Below are 13,812 nucleotides of genomic sequence, written 5' to 3' on the forward strand. Positions count from 1 at the left end.
AATGAGTTTTCGAGACAAGACGGCGTATTGGCGCCGCGCGCTGTGGCACGCCCGCCAGGGCGGCATGGGACAGGTCAAGAGCTACCTGCACCGCAGCACCGCCGAACGCGATGAGGCCAGCCTTTCCGGTGTCCGCGGAGCGGAAGGGGCCTGGCGCGGCTTGGGACGCGGCCGGCACCTGATCTTCCGTGAAGCCGAGGTTGGCGTTGCTGAGCCAAGGAATCCCCGGCTGCGCGTGGGCATCATCATGGATGATTTCTCCGCTGCCGCATTCTCCGCCGAGTGGACGGTCGTGGCGCTCAGGCCGGACAGCTGGGAAGAGCAGTTGCGTGACGAGGCCCTGGACTTCGTCGTCGTCGAGTCCGCCTGGGCCGGCAACGCCGGTCTCTGGCGGGGAAAAATCACAAGCCCTGCAGGGCCTTCGCCGGTCTTCCGCGACCTCGTTGCGGGTTGCCGGGCGGCCGGACTTCCGGCGGTCTTCTGGAACAAGGAAGACCCGCCCCACTACGAGGACTTCCTGCCTGCCGCGAAACTCTTCGACCACGTCTTCACCACTGACTCCAACATGCTTCCCCGCTACCGCGAGGACCTGGGCCACAACCGGATTTCCGTGCTGCCGTTTGCCGCGCAGCCGCGGATCCACAACCCGGCCCGGCCCCGGCACGGCTGGCACGCACGGGAGATCGCCTTCGCCGGAATGTACTTTGCGCATAAGTACGAGGACCGCCGTCGGCAGATGGAGTACTTGCTGGGAGCGGCCGTTGACGCGACGGCGGGCAAGCGCCCCGGCTTTGAGATCTTTTCCCGGCAGCTCGGCCGGCAGCCGCAGTATCAATTCCCCGGGATCCTGAAGAAGCATGTTGTGGGCTCCCTGTCCTACAAACAGATGCTGACCGCCTACAAGGCGTACAAAGTCTTCCTCAACGTCAACTCCGTTACGGACTCGCCGTCCATGTGCGCGCGGCGGATTTTTGAGATCACCGCGGCCGGATCCTGCGTGGTCTCGACCCCCAGCGCTGCCATCACGGAATTCTTCCCGGGCAATGAAATCCCCACGGCAGGCACGCGCGAAGATGCCGCACACCTGCTGAAGGCACTGACCGCCAACCCGGACTATGCCCAGCGCCTGGTCCACAAGGCCCAGCGCAGGATTTGGGCCGAGCATACCTTCAGCCACCGGGCACAGAGCATCGCAGCCGCGGCCCGGCCTGAGCTGGCCGTCCCGGGCCCCCGTGCCCAGGTGTCCGTCCTCGTGTCGAGCTTCCGGCCGCAGCAGCTGGAGCATGTCATCGCAGGGGTGGCCGCCCAGCAGGGTGTGGACGTCCAGCTGGTGTATCTCGCCCACGGGTTTGAGATCGACGAATCCGCATTCCGGCGCAAATGCCTGGAAGCGGGGATTCTCGACGTCGTGGTTCTTCAGGAACCGCAGCAGACCATGCTCGGTGAGTGCCTCAACTCCCTCGTGGCGAAGGCCGACGGCCGGTTCGCCACCAAATGGGACGACGACGACGTTTACAGCCCGCTGTACCTGGGCGACCAGGTCCACGCCATGATGTACTCCGAAGCCGAGGTGGTGGGCAAGCGGGCACACTACATGCACCTGGCCGGGGCGGGAGCTACTATCCTGCGCAACCCGCAACTGGAACACCGCTACGTCGAAGCAGTCTCCGGACCGACCATCTTCGCCGCCACGGAAACCTTCAGGCGTTTTCCGTTCCAGCCTGTGCCACGCGGAGAGGACTCGCGTTTCCTGAGCGACGTCATCGAGGCCGGCGCACGGATCTACTCGGCAGACCGCTTCAATTACTGCCAGATGCGCGGCGCCGACGTGGCCTCGCACACCTGGCCCATCACCAATGAAGAGCTCCTGGCTACTTCAAAAGTTCAGTTCTTCGGTTCGCCCGAAGACCACATTTTAGTTTAGGGAAGACATGGACGAGACGATTTTTGATGTTGCCGTCATCGGGCTCGGCTACATCGGCCTGCCTACCGCGGCCAGCTTCGCCGCCAAAGGCAAGCTCGTGGCCGGCGTCGACGTGAAGCAGTCCACCATTGACGCCGTCAACCGTGGAGAAGTTCCCTTCGTGGAACCCGACATGGGCGTGGTGGTCTCGGGCGCGGTCAGCTTGGGCAACCTCGTGGCGATGACCACCGTGCCTGCGGCCGACGCCTACATCATTGCCGTGCCCACCCCGCTGGCCGAGGGCAACGGGGCCGATCTCTCCTACCTCCGCAGCGCGGTCGAGGCCCTCGCGCCGAAGCTCCGCGGTGGTGAATTGGTGGTCCTGGAATCGACGTCGCCTCCTGGCACCACCGAACGCCTGGGCGCCCACCTCATGGAACTGAGGCCGGACCTGTCGCTCGACGCGGCTCCCGGGAAGAAGCAGGTCCACGTTGTGCACTCCCCGGAGCGCGTTCTGCCGGGCCGGATCATGATCGAAATCGTCACCAACGACCGCGTGATCGGCGGCCTCACCGAGGAAGGCGCCCAGCTGGCCAAGCGGCTGTATGAGGTCATCTGCCAGGGCGAAATCCTGCTGACGGATGCCACCACCGCAGAGATGACCAAGCTGGTGGAAAACACATTCCGCGACGTCAACATCGCCTTCGCCAACGAGCTCTCGCTGATTTGCGACAGCCTCGGCATCGATGTCTGGAGGCTGATCGAACTCGCGAACCACCACCCCCGCGTGAACGTCCTGCGCCCCGGCCCCGGCGTCGGCGGCCACTGCATCGCCGTCGACCCCTGGTTCATCGTGGACGCCGTCCCGGAGCACTCCGGACTGATCCGGACGGCGCGAGAAGTCAACGACTCCAAGCCCCACCACGTGGTCCGGCAGGCAGTTCAGGCACTCTCCGATCAGCCGGGCGCCACAGTCGCTGTCCTCGGCCTGGCCTTCAAGGCCAACATCGACGACGTCCGCGAGTCGCCGTCGGTGACGATCGTCCAGGAACTGGTCCGGCAGCTGCCGGACAGCACCATCCTGGTGGTAGACCCGAACGTCGAGGAACTACCCGCGGCGCTGGCGGCATCCGGGCTCGCGCGCCTCCACGGCATGGAGGAAGCCGTAGCCAAGGCAGATCTCGTGATGCTCCTGGTGGACCACGACGAATTCCTGACTCTTGACTCCCTGGCTCTGGAGGGCAAGCAGGTCATCGACACCAAGGGCATCTGGAACCAGCAGGAGCCTGCGGATTCCAGCCGGCCGCACACCCCCGTGGGGGCAAGCGTAGGTGGATAGGGGAAGCCACGCAGTGACAGCGTCCATTGAAGAAGAGCTGCGCGAGGCTGGCTTTGCACTCAAGGCCCTGCACACGCCGCGGCGGGAGACTCCTCTTGTCCGGATCCTGATCCGGGGCGCGAAAGCTACGGATCTGGAGATTGCCGGGACCGTCGCATCGCTGTTCGGCTCGGCGTGGCAGGACTTCGCCGTGGACATACTCGTGGAAGACGGCGCCCGGCCCAAGCTCGAGGAATGGCTGGCCAGCGACCGCCGCTTCGCCTTTGTCCCGGCCGACGGACAGCACATTGCCGAGTCCTCCTACACCCTGGTGCTCAGCGCCGGGACGGCCGTGGCCCTGCACTCGCTGGAGGCCATGATCGACACCCTGCGGCAGACGCAGGCCCTGGTCCTCAGGGCACTGGTGGACGGGCAGCCCGGTGCGATCGAACTCTGGCCGACGGCCACCCTGCGGGAGCTGTCCGGCTCCGGCGACCCCGAGCAATCTGCGCGCAGCGCCGGCGGCGAGCGATGGGTCTCCGGCAGTGCCCTGGGCCTGCACGACTTCCGCCGGCCCAAGCCCAAACTCCACCTGCGCAAAGGCGTTGCCGCCACCCTTGACCTGAATATCGTGGTCCGGGACCTGGCTGACAGCGCCACGCGCCACGACTATGAGCAGCAGATCCGGCATCTCGAGGCGCGGCTTAAGAAGTCCGAGATCGAACGCCGCCGCCTGGAGCAGGGCCTTGCCCGGAACCGGGGCCTCTCCCGTGCCCGCGCAATTGCCCGCAAGGGCCCGGCGTACATCCTGGGCCGGCTGAAGGCCCGCACCGGCCGGGCCGGGAGCTAGGATCATGCAGATCAAGAGCGTCCTGGTCAGCTCCACGGACCACTCCATGGCTGAGCTGGCACTGGACCTTGGACTCGACTACGCCCGCACGGACTGGGAGCACCGTGATCCCCGGACCGTGGCCGGCTGGCGGCACGCCGTCCCTGCGGACCAACTTTGGTGGGCCACCTACGTTGTGCAGGCGGAGTCGCTGGCCGAGGCCCGGGCACTGCTTCCCTTGTTCCGCAGCGAGGGACGGGCGCAACGGTTTGTGCTGGTGATCCGCGGACTCTTCCCGGCCGCGGAGCTCCCGGTCTGGACCCCGCGCAGCCTCCAGGTCAAGGCCGGCGCAACCGCACTCACCGTGCCCGGGCTTGGCTTCGCCGTCGTGGTTGAAGGCGGCAAATGGGTGAACGTGCATGCTGCCGCCCTGGCCGCATTGGGCTGCTGTGCTCCTGCTGCGCCGCGGCCGGTGCTGGGCGGACTGCGGGTCGGCATCACCGAGCCCGCGGCCAGCGCCTGGCTCGCCGGGGACGCCTTGGGCAGCTTCATGACGGAGCAGCTCCTGCAGCCCGAGCCGGATGACATCTATTCGGTCGACGTGCTGATCGGGCCCGCCGAACTCACGGAGCAGCTGAGCGGGCAGACTGTGGCCAACCCCGTTCGCGTCACCCCGCCGGTCTGGACACCGCCGGGGACCGTACTCCCCCCGGTCGATACCGCCATCGTCTCGCCCATGGGCTTCCTGCCCTACGCCGAGAAGCTGGCGCGCGCACTCGAACCGGGCGAGCTCGGCCACGGGGGAGAGCTGAGCGAAGCCGGCCTGGCGGCCCTGCGCCCCCACAAGTACCTCGAGGTGGACGGCACCCGCTTTGACGGCTTGGACTGGGAGTTGGCACGGCGCCTGAGTCAGCTCGCCGTCGCCGGCGTGCCGCTGCTGGCACGAGATTTGGCTGCCCCGGTGCGTTCCCTGCTCGGCGATCAGCTGGTGAACTGCGTCCAGGCATTCGACGCAGGCGACCCTCCGGTGCTGAGGGAATCGAAGTCGATCGACCTTCGCCGCACGGCGCTGGACCTCTACAGCCCGAAGGCCGTCTGGAACACCCTGTTGGGCCAGCTCGGCAGGCCCCTGCTTCCCGTGCCTTCCGTGAGCGTGGTCCTGGCCACCCGCCGGCCCGAGAAGCTGGCCTCCGCACTGGGTCAGCTGGCGCGCCAGAGCTGGGAAGCCCTGGAAGTGGTGGTGGTGCTGCACGGCTTCGACGCCGATCTGCCCGAGGTCCGGCGCGCCGTCGAGGCCTATCCCGGCGAGCTGCAGCTGCGCTCCGTTCCGGCCGAGATGATTTTTGGCGAGGTGCTGAACGCCGGAGTCAGTGCCGCCAGCGGCGATCTGGTCTGCAAGTTGGACGACGACGACTGGTACGGCCCGCACCACCTGCGGGACCTCGTCCATGCAAAGGACTTCAGCGGCGCCACCCTGGTGGGGGCACAAGTTGAATTCGTCTACCTGGAAAGCCTGGACATCACCACCCGCCGGCCGCCGCTCGGCGAGCAGTACTCGGACCACGTTGCCGGCGGCACCATGATGCTCGGCCGCGACGAGCTGCGGCAACTGGGCGGATGGCGGCCCGTCCACCGGGCCGTCGATCGCTGCCTCCTGCAGGCCGTCCAGGCCGCCGGGGGACTGATCTACCGCTGCCACGGCCAGAACTACATGATGCAACGCCACTCCGGCGCGGATTCACACGGTGGCCACACCTGGAATCCGGACGACAGCATCTTCCTGCAGAGCGTGGCCGAACAATGGGACGGTTTCGTCCCGCCGCCGCAGATCGGCGCCGTTCCGGGGCCTTCGGCAGGAGCACGGCTCGATGCCATGCGCAGCCACTTCGCCCGGGTGCCCGTTCCTTCCCCTTCCGCTTACACCACCAAACCGCACGTTTAGGATGCTCAGCGAATGAAACTTCAACAAGCTCTCCGCAGAATTGCGCGCCTGTCCCCGAAGAAGAAAGCGGCCGCGGCTTGCTTCGCTGTCCTCTTCGCCCTGGTCGTTGCGGCTGCCTACGCACGCAACCCGTGGCTCCTGGGGCTGGTGGTGGTGGTCTTCGCAGCCGCACTGGCCGTCGGCGCGCTGTACGTGGACAGGCTTCTCAAGGCGTCCCGGCAGGCAACCAAACGCGCCATCGCCGCACGGGCCAAGCTGGCCGCGACTCCGCCGGCCCCGCGCCCAGGGGCCCTCGTCGAATGGGGCGCCCGCTCCCGTATCCCGGAGGCGCGTCTTGCCCAGCGTTTGACCAAGCTGCATTCCGTTGATGGCCGCGACGTGCTCGTGAGCGCGACAACCATGGGCCGGTGGGGCTGGCGGGACATGTCGGCTGCCCTGGAAATGTACCGGATCGGGGGCAAGAGCCGGCGCAGCGTGGAGCCCGTCCTGGACAAGGCGCCGCGTTCCGCACTCCTGCATCTGGCCGATCTGTGTTTCCGGCAGAACATTCTCCAGGACGACATCCTCAACGCGGCCACGCTGTACAAATACGCCTACCAGCGGCTCGGCGCAAAGCCGTTCGGCAAAAAGCGCCGCGGGGAGTTCTTCCTCGACGCCTTGGCCCGGACCGGTCAGGGCGGGGAAGTCATCAGGCTTCAAGGTCTCTACAAGGCCGACGAACTGAACGGCAACGACCTCCACCTCTACCGTGCCAACGCTGCCAACCCGTTCAAGGACAGTTCAGCCGACGCCGAGCGCTGGCTCGCCGAGATCAACGACATCTACGTGCGGGCAGGGCTTTCCCGGCTTTCGCTCGCCGAAGGGTCCGCCCCGGCATTTCTCCGGCTGAAGGCAGAGGTGCCGACCCCGGTGACGGACGGCCCCCTCGTCAGCATCGTCATGCCCGTCTACAAGCCGGACGAGTACACGGATCTCGCGATCCAGTCGGCTCTGGATCAGAGCTACCGGAACATCGAAATCATCATCGTTGACGATGGCTCCGGCGGGGACGCCGCGGAACGGCTCAACAAGTGGCTGACCGTGGACGCACGCATTAAAGTGGTGCTCAACGAGCCCAACGCCGGTGCGTACACGTCGCGCAACATCGGCTACACCATGGCTCAGGGCGAATTCATCACGATCTTCGACGGCGACGACTGGCAGCACCCGCAGAAGATCGAGCGACTGGTCCGGGGTGCCCGGCAGCAAAGCGACGGAAGGCTTGTTTCCGCTCCCTGGACGCGCGCGGACGAAGACCTCTTCTTCCACTACCGCGGATGGCGCGGAGCCTTCATCACCCCGGCCCACGTCTCCACCATGTTCCACACCGCCACCATCCGGGAGCACCTGGGTCACTGGGATTCCGTCCGGAAGGCCGCGGACACGGAGTTCATCCTCCGCTACATGGACCTCGTCAATGACAAAGAGCCTCTCGAGGTCTGCGAGGCTCCCTTGACGCTGTCCCTCGTGGGATCCTCGAACCTTTCCATGGAGGATTTCCGTCTCGGGTACAGGTCGCCGGACCGGGTGTCCTACCGCGACTCCTACGAGCACTGGCACAAGAAGATTCGCGCCGGCGAGCACACGGGCTACTTGGACTTCCCGCTTGCCGAACGTGCGTTCCCGGCACCTGCACGGTTCCTGCCGTCCGGCGCGAATCAGCAGGACGTGGAACTTGATATTCTGCTTGTCGGCGATTTCGGCGCCGACTCCTTGGTGGCCGAGCTGATGCTGGAGCATCTGGCAGTTGCGGCCGCGAAGGGACAGAGGATTGGCCTGATGCACTATCCGAGCCTGCTTCACACGAGTTCCATCGACTCATCGTATTCAGACGAGCTCATGGAGGCCTTCCACGACGGGCGTCTTATCCGGGTCGAAGCGACGGACCGCGTGCGCTCTGCGCAAGTCAACGTGTATGATCCGACCGCATTCCAGTACAGCCGCGAGCTGCGCAGCGGTCACACAGCGGACGCCGTGTCCGTGTGGACGGATGAGCCGCCCTACAACTGGGAAACGGATGAACACAAGTACGAGGTCGGGACAGTGGAACGCAACCTGTTGTCCGTGTTCGGCGGTCCCGTACGGTGGCTTCCGCTCAACGAACGCACCTTCCGGGTCATCGCCGAGTCCGGGCACGGACAAAAGTCCGTCGGTGACCACGTAGCCCAGCCGGAAATTCTAACCATTCCCGATACCCCGGCGGAGGAAGCTCCGCTTGCACTGACAGGCTCCAACGTGGGCGCCTTTGAAACAGGAGAGACTCTGTGAATTTGCAAGAAACAACCACCGGCACGGCCTGGGACGAGCGGAATGCTGTAGAGATCCGCCGCATCGACTCGGCCAGCGAGATCGACCACAAGGCGTCGCAGCTTTACGAGTACGTTGTGCCGTCCCCTTCCGGCGGACCCTTGGATATTGTTACCCTGTACGCTCCCAGACCGTCCAAGACGCTGATTGTGAGCTTCCACGGCTCGCTGGTGCGGTCCAAGTTCCAGCTCCCCCGCTTTGAATGGCGCCGGACGCTCGGCAACCTGGACGCCGGGGTCCTTCTGATTGCTGACACGACCCTTGAACTGGGGGAGAAGATTCCCCTCGGGTGGTATATCGGCACAAAGGAGCAGGACCTTGCCGATGACATCGCTGCTGTTGTCCAGCAGGTGGCGGCCGACGGCGGCTACGAGCACATTGTTCTGGCCGGGTCCAGCGGTGGCGGGTATGCGGCTATGGCTATTTCGCGCCGCATACCCGGGTCGCTTGCTGTTAGTTTCTCGCCCCAGACTCGCGTGGGTGACTACATTCCTTGGGTTGCCAAAGTGCTCGTGAATGCAGCGTTCCCTGGCTACGACACGATTGACGCCGTAGAAGCGGACTTTGCGGAGCGGGTCAACCTTCGCCGGCTCTATGCCGAGCCGGAAATCCCCAACTTCGTGCGCTATGTCCAAAACTCCAACGACCTGGATCACATCGAAGAACACTACGCGCCGTTCGCCCAAGTACGGTCCACTGATCCTGAAACGGGCGGGATGGACCCATCGGGACGGCTCCGTTTCGTGCTTGAGCCGATGTCCAAAGGCCACGAGCCGCCCGCGCGGCACCGTTTCCTGCGGAATATCCAGGAGGCACACCAGGAGTTCTTCGGGTCCCGGCTGGGTGAAGCAAAGATGGACGGTGAATGAAACTTTCTCCTGTCATCTGATCGGAGATCAAGGGCTTGGACGCGGCGCAGCCAAGCGGGGGACTTCATACCTAACGGTGTCGAAAATCGGTCACGGCGGGCGTGCTAGGGTCTTTGACAGTGATAAGTATGGGGAACATCCCGATTAGCATGCGGATTTGCATTTGGCGGAGCGCTAGATACGGCGAAATCTACTATGACGAGGGATTACAGATTGACTGGCGATAATAAATGCCTCCACAGCTTTGAAATAAAACTTCTTGTGCCGAGAAATTCTCTATCGATTGGGATTCAGGCCCTAGCCGATGTGGATGCGGATAAGCAATTCATGCTCACGTTGGAGAATGTCTCGGCTGGCTCCGAAGTTCTGGATCCTCGGGACATGAACTGGAACTACTCCAAGGCGTTACAGCGGACTTTCGCCTATGTCCCGGCCATGAAGGCAGGGACCGTGACAAAAATCCCCCGCCTCCTTGCCAGTGAGACACCTTTTGATTCCATGCGGATCGGCGTTCGGGTTTGGCACGCGGAAATGGCCCCCGAGCAAATACCAACAGTCATTGGCAGACTTTGGTATTCCCAAGTCGATCTGCCGAGCGTGACTGCCGCCTCCGGTCCGGTTCACAGCGTAGTTCGCACGAGTCCACTAGGGAGTTTCAATTGAGCACGCGTGTGACCGTATCCGTCATTGTGAATGCCGTGACCTCGGGCCCCGATCGGATATGGCTGTCGGCGAAAACAATCGGCGCTGCATTGAGCGGGATAGACCACGAAATTATCCTGCTGGTCGACGGCGAGCGTGCTGACGACATCGAGTTGGATTTGCGGTCCAGGCCGGCGACCGGGATGCAGGTCATCGGATGCGATCCCGAGGACAGTGCAGGCCTTCAGTTAAACGCGGGCGTCGCAATTTCGACGGGCGACGTTATTCTTGCGCTCGATGACTGCATGATGTTTAGTCCGGCTGGTCTGAAGGACGCCATCGAGTCTGTCCGGTCTGCAGCGGCCAGTATGGTCATCATCCCCGGGAGGGATCTTCCGCCTCGTCTCGCCACGGCCGCGTTGACGGACACGTTGGAATGGTCTGAAGCGGCACGTGTCCCCGTGAGTCGTTCCGTCTGGGCTCCGGGAAGCCCGGTGCTCGTTGATCGAGACTCACTGCTGCGGCTTCGTGGATTCGACGAGAAACAAAAGAAAACCGCTCGTGCCTTCTGCGACCTCAAGCTGCGCATGAAACGCATGGGAGTGATCTTCGATCAGCGCTCTGCCGAGGGAATTCGTTGCTTTGTGGCTCCGGCCGTGGATGACTCTGACGCTGCGGCCGCCCGTGCCGATTCAGCCGGTGACATTGCCGAGCGGCTCAACCGGCTTGAGCAAGACGAGACCTACATCCGCAACGTGACCAGTTGGAAGAACCGCCCAGCAGACGCCCCGCCCCTGGTTACTGTTGCAATTGCGACGTACAACCGGGCCGACTACCTGCGGGACAGCATTAACTCAGTGCTGGCGCAGACAGTAGAAGATTTCGAACTCATCGTCGTTGATGATGGATCCACTGACGCTACCCGGCTTGTAGTCGAATCATTCGACGATGAGCGCGTCAAATATGTCTACCAGGAGAACCGCGGGATCGCCGCTGCCAGGAACACGGTGGCGGACATTTCACGAGGCACCTTCACCGCCGTCCACGACGACGACGACATCATGTTGCCTTGGCGACTCGAAGTGAGCCTTTCCGGAATTAAGGCCGGCGTTCAAGCCAGCTACGGTTCCTGGGTCAACTTCGACGACATCACCGGCGAGATGGTCCTCCATGTCATCAGGGAACAGTTCTGCATGCCCGTGTCATTGGTCACCGGACAAACCCCGGGCCACGCAACGTGGCTCGTGGAGACCCGCCTTATCCGGCAGTTCCGATACAACGAGACGATCTCCAGCGCTGTGGACCACAATTTGGCGCTGCGCATGATGAGGTCAGGGGTGTCCTGGGTACACACGGGAAGGGTGCTCTTCCTGCGTCGTATGCACCCCACACAGGTGAGTAACTCAGACGGCACACGGCAGAAGTACGCGGCTGAGCTTTCCCGATTCATGCTGCAGTTCGCTGGTTCCGATGACGACATCGCCGCACTGAAGGAAGAAAGCAAAGCAATCCTTTGGCCCAAGATTGCGGAGAAGGGCAAGCTCGAGGAGAGCTTCGGAAAGTACCTGCCAGACCACCTGGCAGTACGTTCGCTCCACGTTCAGGGCAATGTAGCCAACAAGGCCAGCCGCCTGCAGAAGCTCAAGAGCACGAGCTTCATCCTCTGCGAGGAAGATGAAACCGGAAAGATCGTCGGCGAATACGCCGACTTCCTGAACGTGACGCTGGAGGACCTCGCTGCCATGCAGAAGTTGGGCGTTAGCGGGCGATTGGAGGGCGAACTTAACCCTTCAATGGAGCTCCCGAGGGAGGCGCCGGCGGAAATCCTGGACCGGGCCCTTCGCAGTCGGCTCCAAGGGCTGACCGGACTCATGGCCAAGCCGGGCCGAATCCCTGCAGCCATCGTTTGGACGAATACAGATGCCGCCGACGCTCCGACTGGCTTGGAGCAAGCGGCAGACCTCAAGCGGCAAATCACCCTCTCCATCAGTCAAGATTACCGATTCGCCTTCACCGTGTATGTCTTCGAAGACGAGCCGAAGGCCCTTGAGGCCTTTGCGCGTGCGGTGGAAGGCCGGAACGAGTCCGATCTGGCGCTCTATCGGCGCGGTAGCGACGGATTGGATTCGGAAGTAGCGGAATTGCGCATTCAGGAATTGGTGAATCGATAATGAAGGTGTCTTGGATCAACGACAAATCCGGACGTGCCGGGCTCGTGGCTCACGACCTCGAATACTTGGACGCCTTTCCGGTTGTCTCGGAATTCTGGATGGATGCCTCACCGGCATCAAACTGGGCCGATAGGGTGGCGGTTGCCACGACTTTGGTTTTCGGCTCGCACATGGGCGGACGGTTCCACGCACCCTTCGCAATGTCGTCAGACGTAGCAGCTGCCATCAGCCGTTTCTCCGGCAACGGACAGATAGTTCCGACCAACGTGTCCTCTGGTGCTGGAACGCTTACGTGGCGCGGAGGACTCGAGCTGGCGCTTGAAACGGACGCGGTCATTGGGTCGGAGCGGATCAACTCGCTGGATGCAACCCGGAGAATCGGCCTGAACGTCGTCCGTTCCGACATTGCGACCGGCAGGCTGTTTACGTTCGACCGTCTCACGCTGTCCAGCAACGCCTGGCTTCACGCGGGACAGCGGGCCGGGAATGAGCAACTCTATCCATTCCTTGCCGTTGCCGTCCTGTTCGCTGCTGACCTCCAAGTTTCCACACTTGTGTGCCCGGCGGACGCTGAATTTACTGATCAACAGCTGGCGTCTCTCGTTGATCTCCTCGGATCGGTCGGCTTGGGTCTGGAGTTTGACCGCTCCGAACCGGGCCACTGACATCTCGACCGTAGAGGAGACTTCGTGAGAATTCTGTTACCGGCCTATACCGTTGCCGAATGGGGTGGGCTCCACGAATACGTCGTTGGGGCTGCGGCAACGCTTCTTGAGCGCGGCCACGAAGTAACGCTGGTCGTGCGGGACGGGCTCGTTGCTGAGAAGGGCGAGGAAGTCGGAGCCCAAGTGATTCGTGTTGACTGGGCAGACTGGACCGCGGTTGCCGAAGAAGTCCGAAACGGGCCCCGCTATGACATGGTATTCGCGCAGCCTTTCGAGTCGCGGAAATTTGCCCTGTTCGTGAACGAGGTCATGAAGACCAAAGTCGTCGCCATGTTCCATGGCTTTCACCATGACTTTGTCTACACATGGCAGCACCTGGTTGACGGTTTTCTGGTGACCACGGAGCAGATCGGTGATCTTCTGGTGGACCTGTGCAGAATCGAACCGGAGCGCGTCCATGTCGCTCCCAACGGCGTGGACATGGATCGATTCGAGTATCCTCTCCTGGGTCTCGACGAGAAGATCGTGAACGGACACGGTTCCATCGTTATGGCGTCGAGAATCGATAAGGACAAACGCAGCCAAGTTCGAGCTCTGAAGCTTCTGATTAGCGGACTCTTCCACCAGGCTCGACATATCCATTGGGACATTGAGATTCTGGGAGACGGCCCTGAGCGGAACAGAGTTGATCGCGAGCTGGCAAACTATTTAGTCGACTACCCGAACGTCTCTGTCGTCATGCGCGGCTGGGTACCTGCTGACGATGTTCCGCGCCTGATGAATAAGGCAGTCTTTAGCGTCTCAGCCGGAAGAGGCGCAATGCAGAGCCTGGCAGTGGGCACTCCGTGTTTGGCCGCCGGGGCAAGGGGCATCGCCGGGCTCCAAGTTGGACCCAACCTCGATGTAGGCGTCTGGTCCAACTTTGCCGACTACCCGATAGTCGGTTGCAAGATTGTCGATCTGGAAACTGACTTGGAACGGATATTGATTCCCGAAGCGTACGCGAATGCGCAGGTCGAGGGCCGTTCCAGGATACTTGCGGATCGGAGTCAACAAAACGCTGCAGCGATGATGGTCAATGCGCTGACGGCATTTGCTTCCTGACAGAAGTGCGGGTTTTACCCCAT

The 13,812-nt window shown here is 63.0% G+C and carries 10 protein-coding genes; all 10 read left to right on the forward strand.

Features of this window, described 5'->3' with window-relative positions; all coding sequences use genetic code 11:
• Position 1: 1 nt before the first annotated feature.
• Complete coding sequence (locus ACVWYS_RS06125; protein WP_456509466.1) at positions 2–1,924, forward strand: glycosyltransferase family protein; 1,923 nt, start codon at positions 2–4, stop codon at positions 1,922–1,924.
• A gap of 7 nt (positions 1,925–1,931) precedes the next feature.
• Positions 1,932–3,242: a UDP-N-acetyl-D-mannosamine dehydrogenase gene (wecC, locus tag ACVWYS_RS06130; protein WP_456509467.1), complete on the forward strand. Its 1,311-nt coding sequence runs from the start codon at positions 1,932–1,934 to the stop codon at positions 3,240–3,242.
• Positions 3,243–3,255: 13 nt separating this feature from the next.
• Positions 3,256–4,071 carry a hypothetical protein gene (locus ACVWYS_RS06135; RefSeq protein WP_456509468.1) on the forward strand — a complete coding sequence of 272 codons (816 nt, stop codon included), beginning with the start codon at positions 3,256–3,258 and terminating at the stop codon, positions 4,069–4,071.
• A 4-nt stretch (positions 4,072–4,075) separates the two neighbouring features.
• On the forward strand, positions 4,076–5,992 hold the full coding sequence (locus ACVWYS_RS06140) for a glycosyltransferase (RefSeq protein WP_456509469.1): 1,917 nt from the start codon (positions 4,076–4,078) through the stop codon (positions 5,990–5,992).
• A 12-nt stretch (positions 5,993–6,004) separates the two neighbouring features.
• Positions 6,005–8,299 (forward strand): glycosyltransferase family 2 protein, encoded by a 2,295-nt coding sequence (locus ACVWYS_RS06145; RefSeq protein ID WP_456509470.1) that lies wholly within the window; start codon positions 6,005–6,007, stop codon positions 8,297–8,299.
• A complete protein-coding gene (locus ACVWYS_RS06150) occupies positions 8,296–9,207 on the forward strand; it encodes an alpha/beta fold hydrolase (RefSeq protein ID WP_456509471.1) in 912 nt (303 codons plus the stop codon). The genes ACVWYS_RS06145 and ACVWYS_RS06150 overlap by 4 nt, the downstream gene beginning before the upstream one ends.
• Before the next feature lie 213 nt (positions 9,208–9,420).
• A complete protein-coding gene (locus ACVWYS_RS06155; RefSeq protein WP_456508697.1) occupies positions 9,421–9,870 on the forward strand; it encodes a hypothetical protein in 450 nt (149 codons plus the stop codon).
• 8 nt (positions 9,871–9,878) lie between these two features.
• The gene (locus ACVWYS_RS06160) at positions 9,879–12,020 is read left to right on the forward strand and encodes a glycosyltransferase (protein ID WP_456509472.1); all 2,142 of its coding nucleotides are present in this window, start codon (positions 9,879–9,881) and stop codon (positions 12,018–12,020) included.
• 5 nt (positions 12,021–12,025) lie between these two features.
• Positions 12,026–12,685 (forward strand): hypothetical protein, encoded by a 660-nt coding sequence (locus tag ACVWYS_RS06165; protein ID WP_456508699.1) that lies wholly within the window; start codon positions 12,026–12,028, stop codon positions 12,683–12,685.
• Between the two features lie 24 nt (positions 12,686–12,709).
• Positions 12,710–13,789 carry a glycosyltransferase family 4 protein gene (locus tag ACVWYS_RS06170; RefSeq protein ID WP_456509473.1) on the forward strand — a complete coding sequence of 360 codons (1,080 nt, stop codon included), beginning with the start codon at positions 12,710–12,712 and terminating at the stop codon, positions 13,787–13,789.
• Positions 13,790–13,812 lie beyond the last annotated feature (23 nt).

It is taken from the genome of Arthrobacter sp. TE12231 (assembly GCF_054062895.1).

Coding starts and splice junctions, on each gene's coding strand:
- wecC (WP_456509467.1), top strand. CDS start 1,932: ATGGACGAGACGATTTTTGATGTTGCCGTCATCGGGCTCGGCTACATC.
- ACVWYS_RS06125 (WP_456509466.1), top strand. CDS start 2: ATGAGTTTTCGAGACAAGACGGCGTATTGGCGCCGCGCGCTGTGGCAC.
- ACVWYS_RS06145 (WP_456509470.1), top strand. CDS start 6,005: ATGAAACTTCAACAAGCTCTCCGCAGAATTGCGCGCCTGTCCCCGAAG.
- ACVWYS_RS06140 (WP_456509469.1), top strand. CDS start 4,076: ATGCAGATCAAGAGCGTCCTGGTCAGCTCCACGGACCACTCCATGGCT.